The organism is Pseudoalteromonas sp. S8-8 (assembly GCF_000497875.1).
GTDB classification, from domain to species: Bacteria; Pseudomonadota; Gammaproteobacteria; order Enterobacterales; family Alteromonadaceae; genus Pseudoalteromonas; species Pseudoalteromonas arctica.
Genome location: NZ_AUTR01000025.1, coordinates 1 through 23638, shown reverse-complemented (window position 1 = coordinate 23638; position 23638 = coordinate 1). Strand labels below are relative to the sequence as shown.

General features: G+C 38.9%; 13 protein-coding genes. 5 read left to right on the top strand and 8 right to left on the bottom strand.

The genetic code is table 11. The features are described 5' to 3' along the window. Window positions 1-15 precede the first annotated feature (15 nt). The 3 genes from L659_RS0107365 to L659_RS0107355 all read right to left on the bottom strand — a co-directional run bounded on the left by L659_RS0107365 (window position 16) and on the right by L659_RS0107355 (window position 6275). Window positions 16-1866, bottom strand: coding sequence for a glycoside hydrolase family 13 protein (locus L659_RS0107365; protein WP_024590101.1), 1851 nt, complete (start codon window positions 1864-1866; stop codon window positions 16-18). A 2-nt stretch (window positions 1867-1868) separates the two neighbouring features. Beyond that, window positions 1869-3359: a tryptophan halogenase family protein gene (locus tag L659_RS0107360; RefSeq protein WP_024590100.1), complete on the bottom strand. Its 1491-nt coding sequence runs from the start codon at window positions 3357-3359 to the stop codon at window positions 1869-1871. Between the two features lie 132 nt (window positions 3360-3491). After that, entirely contained in the window at window positions 3492-6275 is a 2784-nt protein-coding gene (locus tag L659_RS0107355; RefSeq protein WP_024590099.1) for a TonB-dependent receptor, read from the bottom strand. Window positions 6276-6937: 662 nt separating this feature from the next. Here L659_RS0107355 and L659_RS0107350 point away from each other — a divergent pair. Further along, a complete protein-coding gene (locus tag L659_RS0107350; protein ID WP_024590098.1) occupies window positions 6938-8560 on the top strand; it encodes an alpha-glucosidase family protein in 1623 nt (540 codons plus the stop codon). A 92-nt stretch (window positions 8561-8652) separates the two neighbouring features. Here the strand turns inward: L659_RS0107350 and L659_RS0107345 are convergent, their stop codons facing one another. Continuing rightward, complete coding sequence (locus tag L659_RS0107345) at window positions 8653-9198, bottom strand: TIGR00645 family protein (RefSeq protein ID WP_007582598.1); 546 nt, start codon at window positions 9196-9198, stop codon at window positions 8653-8655. Between the two features lie 240 nt (window positions 9199-9438). On the opposite strand from L659_RS0107345, the gene L659_RS0107340 reads away from it, so the two are divergent. Then, a complete protein-coding gene (locus tag L659_RS0107340; RefSeq protein WP_007582596.1) occupies window positions 9439-9681 on the top strand; it encodes a hypothetical protein in 243 nt (80 codons plus the stop codon). A gap of 317 nt (window positions 9682-9998) precedes the next feature. Here the strand turns inward: L659_RS0107340 and topA are convergent, their stop codons facing one another. Then, a complete protein-coding gene (topA, locus tag L659_RS0107335) occupies window positions 9999-12707 on the bottom strand; it encodes a type I DNA topoisomerase (protein ID WP_024590097.1) in 2709 nt (902 codons plus the stop codon). Between the two features lie 248 nt (window positions 12708-12955). Continuing rightward, the gene (locus L659_RS0107330; RefSeq protein ID WP_024590096.1) at window positions 12956-16291 is read right to left on the bottom strand and encodes a hypothetical protein; all 3336 of its coding nucleotides are present in this window, start codon (window positions 16289-16291) and stop codon (window positions 12956-12958) included. A 193-nt stretch (window positions 16292-16484) separates the two neighbouring features. Here L659_RS0107330 and L659_RS0107325 point away from each other — a divergent pair, with 193 nt between their 5' ends. Then, window positions 16485-17819, top strand: coding sequence for a dicarboxylate/amino acid:cation symporter (locus L659_RS0107325; RefSeq protein ID WP_024590095.1), 1335 nt, complete (start codon window positions 16485-16487; stop codon window positions 17817-17819). A gap of 97 nt (window positions 17820-17916) precedes the next feature. On the opposite strand, the gene sohB is transcribed toward L659_RS0107325, so the two are convergent. Together sohB and L659_RS0107315 are read right to left on the bottom strand one after the other, a co-directional pair. Next, window positions 17917-18933, bottom strand: a complete 1017-nt coding sequence (sohB, locus tag L659_RS0107320; RefSeq protein ID WP_024590094.1) for a protease SohB — start codon at window positions 18931-18933, stop codon at window positions 17917-17919. Between the two features lie 100 nt (window positions 18934-19033). Next, window positions 19034-21463: a VolA/Pla-1 family phospholipase gene (locus L659_RS0107315; RefSeq protein WP_024590093.1), complete on the bottom strand. Its 2430-nt coding sequence runs from the start codon at window positions 21461-21463 to the stop codon at window positions 19034-19036. Between the two features lie 206 nt (window positions 21464-21669). On the opposite strand from L659_RS0107315, the gene L659_RS0107310 reads away from it, so the two are divergent. Together L659_RS0107310 and L659_RS0107305 are read left to right on the top strand one after the other, a co-directional pair. Beyond that, window positions 21670-22416: a YciK family oxidoreductase gene (locus L659_RS0107310; protein ID WP_007375386.1), complete on the top strand. Its 747-nt coding sequence runs from the start codon at window positions 21670-21672 to the stop codon at window positions 22414-22416. A gap of 143 nt (window positions 22417-22559) precedes the next feature. Further along, window positions 22560-23638 (top strand): IS4 family transposase (locus L659_RS0107305; protein ID WP_024589926.1); only part of this gene is annotated, 1079 nt, incomplete at its 3' end.

Here is a 23638-nt window from a genome sequence, read left to right as displayed (position 1 = left end):
TATTCACTTAAACATTCACGGCGTATTAATCACTAATACCGTAGCAGTCATTGGCTCTAAGTTAATACTGTTAGTTAGTTTAAAAGTGTGTTGTGTGAATAATGCCTGCGCATTGGCATTTTTTGGTATAACTTCTTGCATGTAATCAAGATTATGCTTTTGTGTTACTTTGTTTTTATTCATAAAAACTAATACTGTTTGCGTATCACTAACGCGAGCATAACTATAAACACCATTGTTCGGACTGAAATGAACGAGCTTACCCTTTGCAAGCGCCGGGCTTTGCTTTCTAAAGTTAAGTAGCGTGCTTATAGTTTCGTGCATATCGCGCTGATCTTTACTTAACCCGACTCCAGTAAACGCATTAGCGTTTTGATTTTTGAACCCACCAGGAAAATCAATGCGTATATCACCATGATCTTTACTCGGCGTATTATCCAATAATATTTCGGTTCCATAATATATTTGAGCAATGCCGCGCGTTGTTAAAAACAAAGTCATCGCCATTTTAGTTTTAGCTAAGTCTTGCCCAAGCTCCGTATATACACGGCTCATATCGTGGTTATCAGCAAACACCATAATGTTATTGGTGTCTGGGTATAAAAAATCGTTAGCTAATGACTGATATACTTTAACCCAGCCTGTGCTCCAACCCTCGTCTTCATTTAAAGCTCGAATTACCGCCTCTTGCAACGAAAAGTCCATCACACTGGGTAAGCTTGACACATACCCATCTTGATTTACTTTACCGCGCTGCCAATACGACGCTATTGCAGGGTTTGAAGTCCACTCTTCGCCAACAATATTAAAGTGTGGGTATTCATCCATAATGGCCTTGGTCCAATCACTTAAAAATGCTTTGTCTGAATAAGAATAGGTATCTACACGAATACCGCTTAAATCTGCGTATTCAATCCACCAAATTGCATTTTGAATTAAATACTCATTTAATAATGGTTGGCGCTGGTTTAAATCGGGCATGCTAGCGACAAACCAACCATCGCTAAACTGGCGTTTATCGTAGTTACTTGCGTGTGGATCTTGAATTGTTTGGCGCGCATGGCTTGTGGCATTTTTGCCATTTTCAAACTGCCCATTAAAGTTAATCCAATCTTGAGTTGGTTTATCCTTCATCCACGGGTGCTCAGCACCAAAGTGATTAAGCACCATATCCATAACAAGCCCAATGCCCTGCTCTTTAGCCTTTATTGATAACGTTTTGTATAGGTTATTCGATCCCATTCGCGGATCAACGTTGTAAAAGTCTGTAATCGCGTAACCATGATAAGAGTAATCTGGCATGTTGTTTTCAAGCACTGGAGTAAGCCAAAGCTGTGTTACACCTAAATTATTTAAATACGGTAATGCGTTAATAACACCTTGAATATCCCCTCCATGTCGCCCGCCTTTAAAGCCTGGATTTGCAGCTTCTAGCATGCTTTTAACGGTGTCATTTGTGGAGTCGCCATTTACAAAGCGATCTGGGTTAATTAAATATAAAGCATCTGCACTTGTGAAACCTTGGCGTTGCGCGCTATTTTTATCTCGGGTAAATAAAGGAAACTCAAAGCTATGCGCTGTATTAGTGCTGTTAAACTTGAGCGTTCCTGCTTTGGCGTTATCGCTAATATTTAAATGTAGGAAAGCATAATTAGGGTTGTCGGTACGTGTTACGTTATTAAGTTCAACCCCTTTATACTTATCTAATTTAAATTCTTCGTTAGCTATATTTTGCTCATGCACGAGTACTGTAATGTTATTTTTATTCATGCCGACCCACCAATTGGCAGGCTCTACATTAAGTGCATAACTAAAGCTTGGTAAGCTACATACGCTTACTAGTAAAAGTGTGTTTAAAAATCGCATTGTTATACCTTTTTAATGCTGGCTAAAAAATTCTGGTGAGTTGGTAACTGCGTTACAGTTGAGCTGATCAACGTTTTTAAAGTAGAGAATAAATCGCTCAGTTGGTCATCACTTAGTGAATCAACAATACTGTTATAGTCATCAGGGATAAGCCCTTGCCCTATCATGACTTGCTGCCAAGCAACTTCGGCGAATAGTTCATCATCTTCACGTATTACTTTGCCTGTGTGTTTAAATAAATTCAGTTTATGGGTAAGGGAATTTGGTATATCCATTTGCATGCATTGACGCCAAAACGGGGAGTCTTCTCGCTCGGTGAGTTTATAATGCAAAATAATAAAATCACGTATGTGCTCTAATTCAATAACGCTTTGTTTATTAAACTCCGTTACTAACGCATCGCTAATACCGTTGTGTGGAAATAGCTTAATTAAACGCGTAACCGCAGTTTGAATTAAATGAATACTGGTTGACTCTAGCGGCTCTAAAAAACCACTTGAGAGGCCAACCGACACCACATTTTTATGCCATTGCTTTAAACGCCGACCTGTTTTGAATTTTATAATACGGGGCTCTGTAATTGGCTCAGCGGGTAAGCTTTTTAGCAGTAACTGCTTAGCATCATCATCTGACAAGTATCTACTGCAATAAACAAGGCCATTACCAATACGATTTTGCAGTGGTATTTGCCATTGCCAACCAGCACTATGTGCAATAGATCGCGTATAGGGCTTAAGCTCATGAGTACTTTTTGTTTGTACGGCTACTGCACTATCGCATGGTAAGTAATGAGACCAATCAATAAACCCTGTATTTAGTGTTTGTTCAATTAATAGTGCACGCAGCCCGGTGCAATCTATAAATAAATCCCCACTAATTTGACTGTCGTTATCCAGTGCTAGGCTTTTAACATTGCCTGTATCGCATTGTTCAACATGGCTTATTTTTGCATCTATGTGTTTAACACCGCGCGATATAGCCAACTTTTTTAAGTATTCAGCGTAAAGCGTCGCATCAAAATGATATGCGTAACTCAGCCCAGGTAGTTGGGTATTAGGAATTGTATTGAGGGGTGCAAATTTATGCTGTTTAGCCGCTTGGTAATTGAGTGAAAAATCCCATAAGTCGTCTTCGTAGCCCGTAATTTGACCTTTTAACCAAAAGTTATAAAAATCGCAAAAGGGAAAATCTTTACCTAACGAGCCAAACGCATGCATGTAGCTATGCCCTGGCGTTTTCCAGTTTTCGAACTCTATACCTAATTTTATTGAAGCATTAGTGGCATTAATAAAATCTTGCTCGTTTATACCCAGCGCGTTATTAAGTTGAATAATGGGCGGTATCGTTGCTTCACCCACTCCTACCGTACCAATAGCTGATGATTCTATTAGTGTGATATTAATTACTTTACCTAACACTTTATTAAGCAGTGCTGCTGTTATCCACCCTGCGGTACCACCGCCTGCAATTACGACATGTTTTATTGGTTTCATATTATTGCCCACACTTTAATACAGCGCTCAATAAACTTAATTAAGCGAATTGGTATTAATCAGTGTTTGATAAACTAGCTATAAAAAAGCCCTTGTAAAACAAATCACAAGGGCTTCTACACACAACTTTTATTATAGCTTGTAACTAAAGCCTAACAAGTAAGTACGACCGTAATCTTGGTAGTCACGTACTTGTAGAGCATTATCGCCAGAAAGTGACGTAAACGGTTCTTCAGTTAAGTTTTGTACTTGAAACTGGACAGATAAACCTTCAAGGCTTTCAATACCGGCCTCAGAGAAGTCATAACCTGCTTGAACATCCCAAATAGTTTCACCTAAAATATCAACTTGTTCAGTGTTAAAACCTAAACCATATACATCGCCTTTAAAGGCACTGCGTTTGCGCATACTGGTACGTAATTGCATACCATGCATTTCGTAGTAAACTGTTAAGCTTTGAATTTTATCCGAAAGACCTGGTAGCTCGTAATCGTTACCGTTTTGATCTTCAATATCAGACTCAATACCAGTATGGCTGGCAATTAAACCAAAACCTTCAAGAGATGGGTGGAATATTTTAAATGGTAACGCTAGTGAAAGCTCGTAACCATATAAATCGCCACCGCCGCCATTTATTTTACCGCTGCCTGTACCTGATGATGTTGCAGGAACTTCACCTGTTGAAGGGTCAGCTACGCCTGACATATCAATTGCGTACGTGCCGTCAAAAATCCACTGGGTTAAGTCTTTATAGAAAAACGCAGCAGAGAAGTAACCTTCATCGCTAAAGTAATTCTCGTAAGTAAAATCGTAGCCGGTTGCTTCTTTAGGTTCTAAATTTGGGTTACCACCCGATACAGACCAGTAGTTACCATTTTCATCAGGTGTTTGATTATATGAAGCATTAACTGATGAATTCATTTCGTCTAAGCGTGCACGAGAAATTGTTTTAGCAACACCAAAACGTATCGTTTGTTGCTCATCAATCGCAAGTGACAGGTTTAAGCTAGGTAATACGTGCGAGTAATCATGACTTATGTTTGTAGGTGATGTAACAACCACACCATCAACAGTACTAAATGCATTACCTTGTGATGATTGATCAGTTTGTACATAACGCACGCCCACATTACCCGTTAATGCAAGACCGCTTACTTCAGCATTAATATTTGCTTGAATAAATGCAGAAGTAATTTCTTCTTTTACAGTCCACGATTTAGTTGCATGACTTGTATTTGTTAAGCTCTCTGCCAGTAAGTCGTAATAACCGTCGTTAACTAAGCCATTTACGTCATAAGCAATCATATCGCCCATGCCTATAAAGCCTAAATCAACACTTCCGTTTCGGTACTGTTCTGGCACATTAAGCATGCCTGGGTTATCAAGCGAAAAGCTAGATAACGTCATAAAGTAACCTTCTGAATCTTTTGTTTTCTCACGTTCTTTGTAAGACATACCAAATTCAATAGAGCTTATGTACTCGTTTTCTAATACCTTTGAAGCCGCTATTTTTAATGTTGATAGCTCATCTTCAATGGTCGGTGCATTAATAAAACCATCTTGCGCTTGGTTTTCATACTCAGTACCAGTTAAACCATATTTATCGTTAAGTGCAGAGCTTGCACCCCACGATAGCGGGCCACCTAACTGTATTAAACCATAATCGCTATAATCTAAATCATGTGAAAAAGTAGCCCCAGTGTTACCACCATTAAATGTGTAACCCAAGTTATCTGCAACACCGCGAGCATCGCCACGGCCAGTGCCTGAGTAGCTCTCAACACTCCAGATTTTACGGTCTACTTGTGAATAACTTGCATCAAACTCTACTGACCACGAATCGTCAATATCGTATTTAGTATTAAAACCAAAAGCTGTAAGTTCGGCTTCGCGTTCTTCATAATCGTTTCGAACTACTACACGTTGGCCTTGTGTTACTGCACTTGTTATAAAGCCAGATGCTTCATCAACTACAACACTATTTGCATCAATACTGCCTTGTCCCCATGCAAATGGAACTTCAATACCGCGTAGAATTTTTTCATCTGTAAAATCTACATATAACGCATCAAACGTCATGTTTAATTTGTCAGTAGGCGCCGCTTCTAAAACAAGCATTGCAGAATCACGCTCAAGCGTTGATGAACGCACGTAAGGTTTAGCACCACCTAAAATTGAATAATCGTTACCATTTTCAGTGAATTCTGGGTAGCCCCATGAGTTCCAACGTTTTTCTTGATTTGGTGAACTCATTGTATTTAAAGCAAAGGCAACACCAATTGTATCGTCAGCAAACTGGTCAATGTATGAAATAGTGCCTCGGTAACCGTCATCATTACCGTCTGGATTTAATTTACCAAAGCTGGTTTGCTCATACTGCCCATTTACTTGCACAACACGTTCGCCTTTACTTAAAGGGCGCACGGTTTGCATATTAATAACACCGGCAATACCTTCAGCATCAATACTTGCATTTGGCGTTTTATAAACGGTTACACCGCTCATTATTTCTGATGGATAAAGGTCAAACTCTACACCACGGTTATCACCAATCGATACCTGCTCACGACCGTTAAACGTTGTGCCACTTTCATTCTCGCCAAAACCACGAATAGAGACACGACTTGCTCGGCCGTCTAAGCGCTGTGCGGTTAAACCGGGTAAACGCGCAATCGATTCAGCAATTGAAGAGTCTGGCAGCTTACCTATATCTTCTGCAGAAATAGATTCTACAACCTGTGTAGAAAAACGTTTTGTGTTGATTGATTCTACAACACTGCCACGAAAGCCTTTAACTTCGATAACTTCTACATCATCTTTTTTTATTGTATCTTCTTGAGCAGCCTGTGTAGCAAAGCTTGATAAGCCTGCAGCTGTTAATGCTAAAGTTAATATACTTGGTTTGAACATAGACATAATGTTTTCCCGTTACCCATATTGTGATACCCGCGTTCAATGTTTAAGTGATAGTTAAACAAGGCGAGCTAATTTTGTTGTCAGGATGAATATTAACGCCAGATTTATTTTATTAACAACTTTATGCATACGTATTCAACAATTTCAATGTAGCCTAACATTAACATACATTACACGCATATAATTTTAACCATATGATTTTATTAAAAATAAACAAAACAAAAAACACTGAAAGGGCATGATAGATTAAATCTATTCTGTAGAAAACTAATAGCCTTCCTACTTGAATGTAAACAAGATGAAATTAATTAGCGCTGTTATATAACGTTTAAATAATTGCACATTTACTAAGTGTTAAATTGGTCAGACCATTTCTAGTAAAACCAAGGGTATATTTCCTTTATAGTACAAACTGTTAGGTTAAATTTAACTAAAAAATGAATGAATAACATAATTGGTAAACATTAAACACACAAAACGAACACCGCTAAAGATGCGCTAAGCGCTTATTTTAAATAATTTTATTGCATTATTTTTAGTGCATACGTATGCAGACTTTTTACAGAATTACAGGCTTCACGTATGCTTTTTGAAAATAACGTGATTAATCGTAATCACAATGAAGAATAGTCTAAATACTGTGTGGAATGACGGAGAAAAGCATGACCCAAAAGCAGTGGTATAAAGGTGCGGTTATTTATCAAGTTTATCCGCGTAGCTTTCAAGATAGCAACAACGATGGTATTGGTGACTTAAAAGGGATTATTAATCGTATTGATTACATTAAAAGCTTAGGCGTTGATGCAATTTGGATTTCACCTTTTTTCAAATCGCCGATGAAAGACTTTGGCTACGATATTAGTGACTACCGTGACATTGACCCGCTTTTTGGTGATTTAAACGATTTTGATGAACTTATTAGCCAAGCCCATGATCGCAATATTAAAATTATAATTGACCAAGTACTAAGCCATACATCAGATCAACACCAATGGTTTACAGATAGCCGCGAAAATCAAAATAACGATAAAGCAGATTGGTATGTTTGGGCTGAAGCTAAAGATGACGGCACAGCACCTAATAATTGGCTGTCTATTTTTGGTGGTGGCGCGTGGCAGTGGGAACCTCGCCGTGGGCAATATTATTTGCATAACTTTTTAACCGAACAACCCGATTTAAACTTTCATAATCCTGACGTAAGACAAGCTGTACTTGATAACGTAGAGTTTTGGCTTAAAAAAGGTGTTGATGGCTTTAGATTAGATGCTATTAACTTTTGTTATCACGATGCACAACTTCGCGATAACCCAGCTAAACCAAAAGATAAGCGCCAGGGTCGTGGTTTTAGTGAAGATAACCCATACGCATTTCAGTATCATTACTACAACAACACTCAGCCAGAAAATATTGAGTTTATGCAAGACATTCGCACATTACTTAATAAATACCCAGGTACTGTATCGCTTGGCGAAATCTCATCAGAAGATTCATTGGCGACAATGGCGCAATACACCCAAGGTGGCGATAAGCTGCACATGGGATATAGCTTTGAGCTCTTAACAAATGATTATTCAAGTGAATATATTAGAACTACGGTTCAAACTCTTGAACAACGTATGACTGAGGGTTGGCCGTGTTGGGCATTTAGCAACCATGATGTAGAGCGCGTAGCAAGTCGCTGGAGCGAAAATGGCGAAATAAACCCTCAGCAATGTAAAATGCTAACCGCCCTACTTGCTTCCCTTCGTGGCAGTGTGTGTATGTACCAAGGTGAAGAATTAGGTTTAGGTGAAGCATCTGTCGCCTTTGAAGACTTACAAGACCCATACGGCATTACATTTTGGCCTAACTTTAAAGGGCGTGATGGCTGTAGAACGCCAATGCCTTGGGAGCAAGTTGATTCATCTCATGCCGGTTTTAGTGATGTAAAACCTTGGCTACCCGTTGATAATGCACACAAACAGCAATCAGTCGCTGTGCAAACTAATGATAGCAACTCAATTTTAAACGCCTACCGTGAATTTATGGCGTGGCGCAAAAGCCAAACTGTTTTACTTGAGGGTGATATTGAGTTTATTGAAACGCCTGAGCCTGTGCTTGCTTTTTATAGAACGCTTGGACCGCAAAAAATGCTGTGCATGTTTAATCTAAGCTCTCAACAAACAAGTATTGATATGCCAACATCAATCGTTAAAGAATACAATGAGCTTAGCCACCACAGCGCAAAATTAAGCCAAGACACACTAACACTTGAGCCTTTCGCTTGCTTTTATGCAAAGTGTTAATGACATCAATAATTACACTTAATATTACAGCTAAGCTCTAAACATAAAAAGCCCAAGTAAATTACTTGGGCTCTTTTATGCGTTTAATTTTTCTAATGACTTTGGGTTTTACTGTTTAAGTAGTCAGTTAAAGCAAATAAAACGCCTGACATTACAAACGTGACATGAATAGTCACTTTCCAAAGTAGCTCATCACTTGGATATGCGCCTGAGTTTATAAATACTTTTAATAACTCAACAGCCGAAATAGCGACTATCGCACTTATTAATTTCATCTTTAGACCTGAAAAACCAACTTTTCCCATCCAAGATGGTCTGTCTTCGTGATTATCAATATTAAGCTTAGAAACAAAGTTCTCGTAACCACTAAATGTAATGATCAGCAATAACCCCGCTAATAATGCCGTATCAACTAAAGTTAGAATACCGACAAGTAACTCTTGATTGGTTGCTGTAAATGTCGCAATACCCATTAAATAAAGCTGCTTAAAAAACTTTATTAACAACAGTACAACTGCAAATAGTAAACCCACAAAAAATGGGGCTAGTAGCCAACGCCCTTTAAAAATAAAAGATTCTAATGCATGCTCTACTTTATTAGCTTGGCGTGGTTTTTTATTAGGGGTGTGTGATGACATTGGTTTGTCTTTTAATTAAAAAAAGCGACCTTAGCTTATAAACCACTGCAACACAATGCTGCGAAATCCTGACAAGTAAATTACTCATCCTCACGATAAAAAAATTTCGTTATCTTTTATTTCGTTTTCGTTTAAAAATCAGTGTACCAACAGAGTTGTTCTGGATTGGGCACTACTGGTTTAAACCTAATCTTAAACTGGGTAAATCAGTCATCACACCATTTTTTTAGGAATAAACGAATGAAAAAAGCATTGCTAGCATTAATCGTAGCTCCACTATTTGCAGTATCTGCGACTTACGCGGTAGCAGACGATGCGCCAACAGCTTCAGCCGAAATGGTAAAAGAATACACAGAAATGTGTGTTAACTGGGCTAAAGATGATGACGTAAGCAATGAAGAGCTAAATGCCTACGTATTAAAATGCGTAAATGATGAGCTTGAATCTGAAGGCTATAAAAAAGTATCTTCTGTTAAGATTTAATCATACCAATTGCATTAAATTAGTGATCTATTATAGCGCTAAGAAAATAGCTCAATAGCAAGTGAAATAGCATGACATATAGTTGTTTTATATGAATGTTTTTTAACGCAGTGAGTGGGTTATTTAGTGCAATATAATGACCATGTTTTTAATAAAATTGGTATCTCCAATACGCTTAGTTGAATGTACTGCTAATAAAGCCGTTGCGAAAACATTTAACTAGGCACAAAAAAACCGGAATAGACACAAGCTGTGCGTTCCGGTTTTTTTATGGTTTTTTAAAACCTATAAGAAGTTATGAATAAGCGATAACGTGCTTATTCATCTTCTTTTTTAGCTTTCGCTTTAGGCTTTGCTTTAGCTGGTGCCTTTTTTGCAGCAGCTTTCTTTTTAGGTGCTGCCTTTTTCTTCGCTTCTTCTGTCCATTTACCTGCTTCATAATGAGCAGTCCAGCCAGTAGCTTTACCGTCAACTTCAGTCATAACATACTGAGCTTTATTTTTACGGCTGTAGCGTACAACAGCAAGATTACCATCAGGATCTTTAGCAGGTGCATCTGCTAAGTAATAAAACTTAGGCGAGATACGGTCTCTAAAGCGTTTTAACTCTTCTACCTTAGGTGCACGTGTTTCACGAGACTTAGGAAAAGTATTTGCAGCTAAAAATATACCAGCGGCGCCATCACGTAATACGAAATACGCATCTGACTTTTCACACTCTAACTCAGTAATGTGAACAGGATCTTCTTTTGGTGGAGCAGCTTCGCCACTTTTAAGTAGTTTACGTGTGTTTTTACACTCGTCATTATTACAGCCAAAATACTTACCAAAACGACCCGATTTAAGTTCCATGTCAGAGCCACATTTATCACATTCGATAATTGGTCCGTCATAGCCTTTAATTTTAAAGGTGCCTTCTTCAACAATATGCCCTTTACATGCGGGGTTATTACCACACACATGTAATTTACGGGTTTCGTCGATTAGGTATGAATCCATTGCAGTTTCACAAATAGGACAACGTTTCATCTGCATTAACTTTTCAGTTTCTACATCTTCTACATCAGCTGCAACTGCTTCATCACCCGACACCAAGTTCATTGTTGTAGTGCAACGCTCTTTTGGCGGAAGGCTGTAACCAGTACACCCTAAGAAAACACCAGTTGATGCCGTTCGTATACCCATTTTTCGGCTACACGTAGGACATTCAATATCGGTTTCAACCATCTCGTTAAGACGCATGCCACCGTTCTCTGGCTCGTCTTTAGCGACAGTTAATTGCGTTGAAAAATCAGCATAAAACTTATCTAGAACTTGAGTCCATACACGCTCGCCTTCAGCGATATCATCTAAACGGCCTTCCATTTTAGCTGTAAAATCAAAGTTCATTAAATCAGTGAAATTTTCAACCAAGCGATCGGTAACTATTTCACCCATTTTTTCAGCGAAGAAACGGCGGTTTTCTACACGTACATAACCACGATCTTGAATCGTTGATATAATTGACGCATAAGTAGATGGACGACCAATACCGCGTTTTTCAAGCTCTTTTACTAAACTTGCTTCACTAAAGCGCGCTGGCGGTTTAGTAAAATGCTGCTTAGGATCGAGTTCGATTAAAGTAAGGACTTCACCTTCTTTAACAGCCGGTAGTGATTGATCTTCTTCGTTTTTCTTACGTATCGCAGGTTGTACTTTTGTCCAACCATCAAAGCGTAGCACACGGCCTTTCGCTTTAAGCTGGTAGTCGTTAGCTGCAACAGTTAGTGTTGTTAAATCGTATTCAGCAGGTACCATTTGGCACGCTACAAACTGACGCCAAATTAGCTCGTACAGCTTTTTAGCATCGGCGTCTACACCTTCAACATGACCAGATAACACGGTAACGCTTGAAGGACGTATTGCCTCATGCGCCTCTTGTGCATTGCCTTTAGAGCTGTAGCTAATTGGATCTTTTGGTAAGTATTTAGCACCAAACTCGTTTGTTACATACTCACGACACATTTCAACGGCATCTTTTGAAAGATTAGTTGAATCGGTACGCATATACGTAATATAACCACCTTCATACAAACGCTGAGCAAGCATCATGGTCTTTTTAACGCCATAACCTAAACGCGTACTTGCCGCTTGCTGCATGGTTGAAGTAATTAATGGCGCACTTGGGCGACTTTTACTTGGTTTTTCTTCAACGCTAATTACTTTGTATTCTGCATTCTCAAGGCTTTTAACCGCTGCGCTAGCCTGAGCTTCATTTACAGGCTTAAAAGGCTTTCCTGCTTGTTTGGCTACTTCTAAACGTAATTCAGACTCAGTATTTTTAACGTCAGCATGGATATCCCAAAATTCTTCAGGGATAAACGCCTTAATTTCGCGCTCACGCTCTACTAATAAACGTACCGCAACAGACTGAACTCGTCCTGCAGAAAGTCCACGGGCCACTTTGGCCCACAATAAAGGTGATACCATAAAGCCAACAACACGGTCTAAAAAGCGACGTGTTTGCTGAGCATAAACCATATCAGTATTAAGCTCGCCAGGTGTTTCAAACGCTTGCTGTATTGCGTTTTTAGTAATTTCGTTAAAAACTACGCGCTTATATTTAGCAGGATCACCACCAATGATTTCTTGAAGGTGCCAAGCAATTGCTTCCCCTTCTCTATCCAAATCCGTTGCGAGATATATTTGGTCTGCATTTTCAGCCAGCTTTTGTAATTCTTGAACAACTTTTTCTTTACCAGGCAGTATTTCGTAATGCGGATCCCAGCCTTGGTTTGGGTCAATACCCATACGCGCGACTAAGTTTGTATAATCTCGTTGCTTTTTATACGCTGCTTTCTCTTCAGGTTCCATTTTACGAACTTCTGCTGGCGTTTTAGTTGCCGGCACTTTAGCTTTGCTCGAACCTGAAGTAGGTAAATCTCGTACATGCCCAATACTGGACTTTACGATGAAGTCATTACCTAAATATTTATTAATTGTTTTAGCCTTAGCAGGAGACTCTACAATTACTAGCGATTTGCCCATAGTTGCCTATTTCTAACCAAATATTAAAAATGTGTTTTGCCGACATAAGCGGCGCGAATATTTATAGGTATATCTACAAACACTAGTTGTTACAAGCTTTTAATACAAACTTTTCAGTATTTACTGAATAAACGAACAATTTTTGTCGTTAAATTAAACAAACTAGTGTTTTTAGATTAATTGATGTGGAATATATAGAACAGAAACAAAAATGCCAACCTAAAGGTTGGCATTTTTAAAATAAAGCCTTATTTACTATCGTAAATTTCGATTCCTTTGGAGACTGTTTTAGTGCCACCAGCCTGAGTAGTAAACTCAAATGTTATTGAAAGTACACCGTCAAATTTATCATTACCATCCGCTTCACGAGAAATACGAACATCTGAATACATTGGTTTATCCGTATTCGTACTTGGAATAATAGCGTTATTTTCGATAATAGATAAGTCACCATTTGTAGAGGCTATAGATACAGTTGTACCCGCTGGTAGTGGATTACCAAACTCATCTGTGTAGTGAATACGAACTGTAATACCACTTAGACCTATATCAATAGTAAGTGTTTCAGGATCTGTTTCATCTGGATCCGTATCATCATAATCTGGGTTATCAATAATAACGTTAACCGTAGATAGATTAATAGATTCAGCATCACAACGTTCTAGCACATCAGAACCTTCCAGAGAAGCAACAATAGAGCTTGAGCAATCTGCTGGTACGTAAACAGGATACGGCGCATCAAGAATATCCGTTGTTTTCAGCACAGAAAAACGAACATATGGGTTATCTCCAGACATAACCAATTCAATTTGTTTACGCACCTCAATTAGCTCTCGAGAACACTCACCTGCATTTTCAGCGGCTTCGCTACATAATAAGCCATTATATTTACCATCTGCAAAGTCATAAATACCGTCATTATCTAGGTCTCGCCATGTTTCATTATGACCACCTCGTGAAATTAACTCAGAACATTCATCCGTAGACGGGTCATAATTTGAAGCATCTGCATCACTACAGTTTGCTTTATCGAAGGCAGCATTTTCATTGTGATCTATAAATGCTTCAGGTAAATCGTAACTAGTATAATATTCACCAATATCAAACAAGCCATTGGTGCGTTTAACATCATCAGTAGTTTGCTCATCTACAAAGTTCTCTTGTCCTTTAGTGACAGCGAGAACACTTACACGCCCTCCCATAACAACACCATCAGCATTATTTTTAGCGCGTGTAATACCATTTATACAAGGAGCTGCAATACCAAAATATGGGTCACAATTTATAATACCTGTTTTTGGATTAATACCTTCAGTAGTTGTTGCGTCCCCATCAATATCGCCAATTCGGTTACCCCACTTATAATCATAAAATGGACGGTCCCCTTGAGAGCGCCAGGTTACAACACAGGTAGCATCGTCAGTTTTACAAGTAACTTCATTGCTAGATGAGCCAATAACACCAGCTTCAGCTAAAATAGTTGCTTCTACACCGTCACCGTTATAATTATTAAATTGGTCACCAAAATATACCGTAATATCATTTAAAACACCGTTATAATTAAGTGAGTTAGTATTAAACGTATTTGGGCTTGCATCAAAACTGTTTTGGTCTGTTACGCCCGAAGCCAGTGTTAATTGAGCCGATACAGAACTTATCTGCTCGCTCAATGGTACTAAAGTAAGTGTTCCGTCTGGACAAATTTCATTGTTTGGTTCTGATGTACACAGTTCTACATCATCAACCCAACATGTTAAGTCATCACCTTCAGGTAAATTATTAACATCTTCTTTAGAAATAAAACACGCTTTTACCACTAATGGACCAGGCACTATGCCAGATTCAACCGTTGTTTGAACAAAGCCTTCATTATTTGTATCACTTGTTCTAAGCGACAGTTTAGCTGCACCCACTGAATCTGTTAACTTGAAATCAATACGTTGCTGCGTGGATGCAAGGCCATCCGCATCTATTAGCTTAAATCTAACAATCGATTGAGTCGGGGCGCCGCCTTCACCTGGAGGTAATGCAATAAATGTTTCGCTGACATCAACAAACTGTATTGATTGTACCGCTGATGTTTCCACAGGAATAATCGTAGTAGCAGTAAAGTTTTTACCACCTGTCTCAACCGTGATATTAATATCATCATCAATACTACAACCTGTAGCTCGGTATGTTGATGTTGCGATACCACTTGATGATTTTACTGATGCATCAATTACTGAGTCGCCACTAATTACACAAGTTGAGCTGAACTCAACATCTGTTGGAGTTAAGTATAAATTACCATCTTCATCTAAAAGTGTTACTTCAATAACGGTACTACCACCTGCTTTTAAAGGAATAACATTTCCTGAAGTATCTTTATTAAGCCCGTTATCAACCTCTAGGGTTAAATCAGCAATACCTACAGCAAAATTAGTTGAATTACTTTCACCTACAGACGTTACAGTCACAGTACCTGCGCCACCAGTATTTCCAGGCTGCAATTTTAGTAAAGCAATACCAAAGTTATCGGTAAGGGCTGTCCCAGATGAAGGGAGAACAGAACCTAAATTTGTTGAAATATTAACAAGCGAATTTTTACTACCTTCACCACTTTGCTCATCAATGACTTCAACAAATAATTCACCTAGTTCTGATGAAGAGATTGTATTAGCTACCGTACAACTCGATGCTGCTTGTGTAGGGTCAAGTTTTACACTAGAACGATTATCGTCCCAGCCTGCGTTACAGCCTGTTAAGAGCTTTACTGATATAGAGAATTGTGCCAAATCAACTGGTGCAGAATCACCTGATGAATAAAATACAGCTGTATTACTCACTTCTGTTGAGTTCGTAGGATTATAAGTTGCAACAACTTGACCTGCGCCTTTAAAACTACCACTAGAGAGAGTCACTTTTGCCTCACCCGCTGAGTTTGTAATTGCAGTTCCTAAGTCTGGCGTTATTTTACCTGTGAAGTTTGTAGTAAATGTAACAAGTTGCTCGCTAAGTGCAACTCCATCATTTTTTAAAGTCGCTGTAACCGTGCCTAAGTTGTCAGTTGTAACCGGATTTGTATCCGAATACTTAGCACCATTTTCATCGACAATATTTACTGTTAGAGTTGTTGACCCACTAACACCAGTATCATCACCCTGCCCACCGCTTGATTGAAAAGCAAAAGTACTTGTATAAGATTCACCATCGACTGTATAAGTAGCGGTTACTTCTCCAGCACCGGCTTGAGCACCGGCTGTAAGTTCAACGGTTGCAATACCATCGTTCTGGGTTAATGCACTTGATGGAGACAGTTCACCAATCTCATCTTCTAATGTAAACGTAATGCGCTTACCCGCAACAATTACCCCGTCTTGAGTAAGAATTGCGCGTAAATCTAAAGAGGAGGTAGCGGTAACAGAATTTGACTCTGTTGCGTCTGTTTGAGAATACCCATTTAATGAAACCGAGTATGTAGCAGCCTCTGTAGTGGAATCACCATCACTTATAGAACCGTCTTTTTCAAGTGACCCACCGCCACCACAGGCTGTGAGTAAAAAACTTAGCAATGAAATGCCGAGCAGTCGCATTAAAGGCATGAACCTCTCCCTAGCGTTGTTATTATAATTAAAATTAATTTACACTTAATATTAACCTATAACTTAGTCTAAAATCACAGTTTTTTATTACTTTTTTGTGCAAAATATTTTTAAATAAATACTAACTTTTTCTGTAGTAAATATTTCCTTGCTGGTAGTCTATGGCAAATTTATAAAATGTAGATCAGGAAATATGTCAAAAATCCGTTCAATGAGTTTAACCACTCGCATCATGATTGGTATGGCGCTTGGGGTTGCAGTAGGTTTTATATTTCAGGCTATATTAGCTGGTGAAGACGATTATCTAATACCACTTGGGTTATTCTCTTTGCCAATTAAAGCCTTTTTTGTTGATGGTATTTTCCATGTCGGTGGTCAAATATTCATTGCCAGCTTGAAAATGTTAGTTGTGCCTCTTGTTTTTGTATCGCTTGTTTGTGGTACCTGTAGCTTAAGCGACCCTAAAAAACTAGGCCGCCTAGGTGGTAAATCTATTGGTTTATATTTATTAACTACAGCTATTGCTATAACAGTGGCGATTACACTTGCCTTATTATTTAGCCCTGGTGAAGGTATAAGCTTGCCATCTAATGCAACCTACGATGCTAAAGAAGCACCTACCCTTGCACGTGTAATTATAGACATGTTTCCTACAAATCCTTTTGAAGCAATGGCCAAAGGCAATATGCTTCAAGTTATTGTGTTTGCGCTTTTATTTGGTGTAGCAATGGCATTAAGTGGTAAAGCAGGAAAACGTGTTGCTACCGTATTTGAAGATTTAAACACTGTGATTTTAAAACTAGTTACGCTTTTAATGAATATTGCCCCTTATGGTGTGTTCTTTTTAATGGCAAAACTGTTTACAACAATTGAGCTTAACTTAATTGTGAGCTTAGCGAAGTACTTTGGCGTTGTAGTGCTTGCACTGTTATTACATGCTTTTGTAAACTACACATTGCTTTTAAAAATATTAACGGGCTTAAACCCGCTTATTTTCTTAGCAAAAATGAAGCACACATGCTTATTTGCATTTAGTACCTCGAGCTCAAGCGCAACTATGCCTATTACACTTGAAACTGCTACTAAAAAGTTAGGTGCTAATAACTCGGTTGCCTCATTTACTATCCCACTGGGTGCTACCATTAACATGGATGGCACTGCCATCATGCAAGGTGTGGCTACCGTGTTCATTGCACAAGTGTTTAGTGTCGATTTGACAATATCTGATTATTTAATGGTTATATTAACAGCAACACTTGCCTCTGTAGGTACAGCAGGCGTACCTGGTGTTGGTTTAATAATGCTGGCAATGGTACTTAACCAAGTTGGCTTACCTGTAGAAGGGATTGCAATTATTATCGGTGTAGATAGATTACTTGATATGACACGTACAGCAGTTAATGTAACCGGCGATTGTATGGTTACCTGTGTTGTTGCCAAGTCTGAAGGTGAGCTAGATGAGAGCATCTTTAACGACCCTAATGCAGCTAAAGACTTAGAAGATTATCATAAATCTATTGATTCATAAGCTACATTTATATAGCTATAAAAAAACCTTGATGCAATCCATCAAGGTTTTTTTTCGAGTAAAAATAATTAAACTGAATCCTGAAAAAGATTCTAATCTAAGGATTTAACGACTTAAACTTAGAAAGTAAGTTTATTCCCACTTTATTTACACCACTACTCAAGCCAAGAGCTAGCTTATCGCTCAACCCTTTTTTAACTTTGTATTTAATCTTATAAATTTGGCGCTCATGTTGCTGCTCTAGCAATGCATCATCACTTGTTTTTATAACATCTACCAAGCCTTTATCAATCGCTTGAGTTGCAAACCAATGCTCACCTGTCGCAACTAAGCTTATATCTAAGCTTGGACGTTGAGTGCTTACAAACGTTTTAAATAAATCATGTGTTTGTTCAATTTCTTCACGAAATTTTTCACGGGCCTTATCTGTGTTTTCACCAAATAAAGTAAGTGTGCGTTTAAATTCACCTGCTGTTATTTGCTCAAATTCAACATCATTTTTCTTTAATATTTTATTAAAGTTAGGTATTTGAGCTATCACACCAATAGATCCAACTATTGCAAAAGGCGCTGCAAGTATCTCGTCCGCGACACACGCCATCATGTAACCACCACTTGCTGCCACTTTATCAATTGCAACACTTAGAGGAATACCCGCACTTTTAATACGCTGTAACTGAGATGCAGCAAGTCCGTAGCCATGTACAACACCGCCACCACTTTCTAAACGAATAAGTACTTTGTCTTTACTTGGATCGGCAATAGAGATAATAGCCGTTATTTCTTCTCGTAAGCTTTCTACTTCGTGAGCGTCCATACTACCCACAAAGTCAATTACATATAAACGAGGTTTAGGCTCATCTTTATCTGCTTTTTTACTCTTTGATTTAAGTTGTTTTTGATGCGCTTTAAGCTCTTTTTTACCCAACGTATTTTGTAAAAAACTTTCTTTAAGTTCAACTAGCTGCTCTGATATATCGTCAATTTGTATTTCACCTTTTTTGGCCTTTGGCTTAACTGCAGCGCCAACTATTAGCATTAAAATAACTGCTATAGCGATAACAAAAGTAATTGTTTTAGCAAAAAACAAACCGTATTCGTATAAAAATTCCAACTGGTTTCTCCATTTATAAATTTCAGCTAATTTAGCATGCTTTAAAGCAAAAAAAAGCCACTTTTCAGTGGCTTTTAAAGGTTAATTATTTTACTGGTTATTAATCAGTCACAACCTCAGGGTTGGAAACTAATAACATCCGTCCGCGAGCAGCTAAGTAAGTAGCTACTTGCAACTGCATTTCCGCATTAGCGGCAGCACTGCCTTCAACAGTTGCAGCCTTTGCAGCATCTTGAGCTGGAGTTAATATAGAACCATGATGCCCTTTAGTAAATTTAACTAAGTAGCTTGCTGGTGTTTCACTCAATGATTGCGAAGAACTTACTGTCTCAAGACCCATCAAGTTAGCTAATGGAATTGTGCCAGAAATAGGATTATTAGCTGCCATTGGTGGTATCACTTGGTCAGGCTTGTTATCAACACCATCACCCACAACAACATTAGTATAAACAGGAGTACCTAATGCTTTCACAGTGGCTGCGTAGTTCGTTGGATCACCACTATCTAGCGCTGTTTGCGCCGCAAAAGCAAACTGTGTAAATACACCTTGAATGTTAGTAAGTTTAGTCGTTTCACCCGCAGTGGTAAGTGATGCAATATATTCGTTGTAACCACATGTCAAGTAAGCTTCCATGTCTGGTATTAATGAGCCACAGTTAGAAACTGCATCTCCTTGTAAGTATGCAGTAAATTCATCAGCTTCTGTTGTACCAGCTTGTGAAAGTACTGAACCTTGAATAAATGGACCAAACGCAGCAGATTCAAGTAAGAAGCTTGCTATACCGCCACCACCACTTGCAAGAGCTACCGTGTTTACATTAAATAGCGGATCAAGCGTTTCTGCCATTGGCGTATTAGCTTGAGCAATAAATGCTGGAGCAACAATAGAACCTAGCGAATGCCCAATGTAGGTAACGTCTTTACTATTAATAGTTGTATCGTTAATAAAGTTTAAGCCTAAACGAAGGCCTAATAAATCAGCAGCCGATTGACGTAAGCTATCACGTGCAACAAGTAATGAACTTAAGTTCATGTAACTAAGCACAGAACCCGTTGTTGCATTAAAGTCGTCTGTTCCATCACCATCAACATCTATTCCGCGCTCACCATGTCTTGGATGGTCAATAGCAACCGTTGCAAAGCCTTGAATAGAAAGCTGCGCAGTTAAAGCAAGCATACTTTCTTTTTGTGTTGTAATACCGTGCTGCATAATCACAACAGGCCATCCACCTTCAGGCATTGCGATAGGATCTAATTGTAACTGTGCACGGACACCATTAATTATCGGTAAAATAGGTTTAGTAACTTGCACTGGCACATTTGCCATGCTTTGTACTTTTGGAATTGAGTTGTATTTTGTTAAATGACGTGTGCTGTCTAGTCCTAAGTCACGTAATTGTCCGTCACTTAATGCAGAACATAAACCATCATTTTCACTAATAGGATCTGTCGGAAATGCATCGCCTGCAACGGCCTTATAACCAATTATTGCCACCGCGTTATCACACATACCTTGCCAATATGTATCACTTAAATCACTAATATCTGTACCCGTTGGCGTACCTAAATACATCGGTAACATAATGCTACCTTTTTGATATTGCACACCAGAGAAAGCAGCAGAGACTTCTACACCCTGAGAAGCAAATACTTGTTGTACATTTACCATAGGCTGTTCAGGAACTTGAAGCGCAGGAGTTGGTAACGCAGGCTGTTGCAAGCTTGCAGCTAGTAACTTTTTAATTGTCCCAAGTACAGGGCCTGCTGATTGAATAGTCATCGCACTAGAAAAAATAATATCTTCTTTTGCGATATCTCCCGAGCTTACAACTACATTTTCGTAACTGTTAACAGCACCCTGCAAACCAAGTTGAGCTTCTGTAATTAATGGTGCTTCTTGTTTAACCAGCCCATAAGTAGAAGAAGGCTCAATAGAGCGCCCTAATGAATCTTTAAGACCAGTAGTTAATACATTGATGTATGAGCTACCTGCCGTAAATGGTTTTAAAGGAATAATTGCAACGCCATCACCTGAAGCTTGAGTTACAAAGTCAACACCAAAAGTAAGCTCACCGATCAATTTACAAGCAGTACCGGCAGCTACAACTGAACATTCTGCATCAGTTAAACTTGCACCCATTACAACTTCAAAAATTCTTACTGTACCAGGGGTCCCAGCAGACGCTTCATCTAAACTCACATTTGGTGGGAATGTTAAATCGATTTTATAAGGAACCTGCGAAGACCAACCATCAAGTGCACCTAGTGCAAGTTGAGGGTTTGCATAAGCTGCGCGCGAAATAGACACATTGTTGTCATCTAATTCACCAGGAATATTAAGTGTACCGTCTTGAGTTCCACTCATTAATAAATCATTAGGTACCGATAAGATACCTGCTGCTGGATCAAATGTAACTGTTGCTGTTGGGATAACTGGTGCTGTGTCGTTTTTGACATCTGTTAACGTTTCTCCACCGCCACAACCTGCTAAAGCAGCTGTAACCGAGAGTGAAAGTAGCATTTTTTTCATATTGTTGGCTCCGCACGTATTTTATTTTTATAGTGTGTTTAATCAGTGTATTAAGTTAAAACAATGTAATCAGGTTATTAATGAGACATTAGACCAGTTAAACTTAACGTAAAGTTTCTATTTTCGCCACCTAATTTTACAATAAATTCGATTACTTCACGTTTCGCTATGTTAAAATCAAAAAAATTATATGAATTGGTACTTTTATGCACACATATCAAGCAGCTGAAAACGCACTTAAAGATAAAGTTATTTTAATAACAGGCGCCGGTGATGGTATTGGCCGAGTTGCAGCAATTACGTATGCAAAATACGGCGCTACAGTTATATTATTAGGAAAAACAACTAATAAACTTGAATGTGTTTACGATGAAATTGTTAATGCTGGCTACCCTAAACCTGCAATAGTCCCTATGGATTTAAAAGGCGCAACGAAGCAAAACTACCGTGACCTTGCTGCAACAATCGAATATCAGTTTGGACGCCTTGACGGGTTGCTTAATAATGCAGGTATTTTAGGGTCACTCGGTCCGCTTGAACATTTTTGCTCATCTACGTTCGAAAACATAATGAAAGTAAACGTGACTGCACAAGCAATGATCACTAAAGCACTTTTTCCTGTTCTTCGTAAGTCTGATAATGCATCGATCGTATTTACATCATCAGGTGTAGGCCGCAAAGGTCGTGAATTTTGGGGGCCTTATGCCATCTCAAAATTTGCAGTAGAAGGTATGATGCAAACATGGGCATGTGAAGTAGGCAAAACGAATATTCGTGTAAACTGTATTAACCCAGGCGCTACTCGTACTTCAATGCGAGCTGCTGCATATCCAGGTGAAGATAGAGACGCACTTGCTACACCAGAGGATTTAATGCCTACATATTTATATCTAATGAGTGACGATTCTAGTGAAGTGAATGGCGAATCGTTAGATGCTCAAGTAAAAAAGTAATTTAGAGTTTAAATAATTTAAACAACACATTAAAAAAGCCGCAATTAGCTAACACCGATCAGTTAAGGTATTTTTGATCGGTTGACTGATCTTTTGGTTGCTTCACAATACCCTTATCATCTTTTGATTATGAGGGTATTTTTATGCTTAGTCATTGGTTACTTGATACGGATATATTCGCCACTCCTGACTCTTTATCTACATTTCAGAAACATATCCCTCTTGAGTGGATTTCTAATGTGCTCGAGCAGACCGATAAAGCAAGTATTCGCAAACGTAAGTTACCTGCTGAGCTTGTCGTCTGGCTTATCATTGCAATGGGTCTTTTTCGCGACCGCTCTATTAGTGACGTTGTTGAGAAGTTAGATTTAACACTCACTGATACCCTGGGCGATACGGTTGCTCCAAGTGCTATTCCTCAAGCGAGACAGCGCCTGAGTAGCGACCCCCTCCAAGCCTTATTTCACCTATGTGCAGCCCGTTGGACACAAGAAGAAGATGCTGATGATACGTGGTATGGACTCCGGTTATTTTCTGTTGATGGAACGCAATTTCGTGCACCTGATACACCTGCTCTTGCTGAGCACTTTCACTATATTAAGCACAGTAAAAACCGTCATACAGAATATCCTATTGTACGCCTATGCGCCTTAAGCTCCTTGCGTAGCCGGTTGATACACCACGTTGCCTTCGGGCCCAGTTATCAAGGTGAGGTGAACTACGCAAAGCAGTTATTTGGTCATGTAAGTGATAACAGTCTAACTATTTTTGACCGATGTTATCTCAGCGCTGAGCTACTGATTAATTGGCGTAAGCAACACCCACAGTCGCACTGGATGGTCCCGATTAAAAGCAACACGCAATACACCGTCATTGAATCTTACTCTGAGCATGACTTCAAAGTAGAGATGAGTGTATCTGCGCATGCCAGAAAACAAGACCCTTCGCTTCCTGAGTGCTGGCAGGCCAGACTGGTTCTTTATCCTGAGCCAATGGGGCCTGGAAAAATAAAAGGTCTGCTGTGCTCTTTGGATGATAAACAGGCTTTTGGTGCACAGGCCATTCTTGATGTCTATTTCGAGCGCTGGGAAATTGAAAATAGCTATGGAGAAATAAAACACCAGATGCTTGAGGATAGTATTCTTTTGCGTAGTCAGACTGTGGATGGAGTCAATCAAGAGCTATGGGGTATATTGCTAGCCTACAATTTAATTCGAGTAGA

Excerpts from the sequence above, each read along its gene's own strand:
- L659_RS0107355 (WP_024590099.1), bottom strand. The coding sequence starts at position 6,275 with ATGTCTATGTTCAAACCAAGTATATTAACTTTAGCATTAACAGCTGCA.
- L659_RS0107330 (WP_024590096.1), bottom strand. The coding sequence starts at position 16,291 with ATGCCTTTAATGCGACTGCTCGGCATTTCATTGCTAAGTTTTTTACTC.
- L659_RS0107310 (WP_007375386.1), top strand. The coding sequence starts at position 21,670 with ATGCACACATATCAAGCAGCTGAAAACGCACTTAAAGATAAAGTTATT.
- L659_RS0107340 (WP_007582596.1), top strand. The coding sequence starts at position 9,439 with ATGAAAAAAGCATTGCTAGCATTAATCGTAGCTCCACTATTTGCAGTA.
- L659_RS0107365 (WP_024590101.1), bottom strand. The coding sequence starts at position 1,866 with ATGCGATTTTTAAACACACTTTTACTAGTAAGCGTATGTAGCTTACCA.
- L659_RS0107325 (WP_024590095.1), top strand. The coding sequence starts at position 16,485 with ATGTCAAAAATCCGTTCAATGAGTTTAACCACTCGCATCATGATTGGT.
- L659_RS0107345 (WP_007582598.1), bottom strand. The coding sequence starts at position 9,198 with ATGTCATCACACACCCCTAATAAAAAACCACGCCAAGCTAATAAAGTA.
- L659_RS0107360 (WP_024590100.1), bottom strand. The coding sequence starts at position 3,359 with ATGAAACCAATAAAACATGTCGTAATTGCAGGCGGTGGTACCGCAGGG.
- L659_RS0107315 (WP_024590093.1), bottom strand. The coding sequence starts at position 21,463 with ATGAAAAAAATGCTACTTTCACTCTCGGTTACAGCTGCTTTAGCAGGT.
- L659_RS0107350 (WP_024590098.1), top strand. The coding sequence starts at position 6,938 with ATGACCCAAAAGCAGTGGTATAAAGGTGCGGTTATTTATCAAGTTTAT.
- topA (WP_024590097.1), bottom strand. The coding sequence starts at position 12,707 with ATGGGCAAATCGCTAGTAATTGTAGAGTCTCCTGCTAAGGCTAAAACA.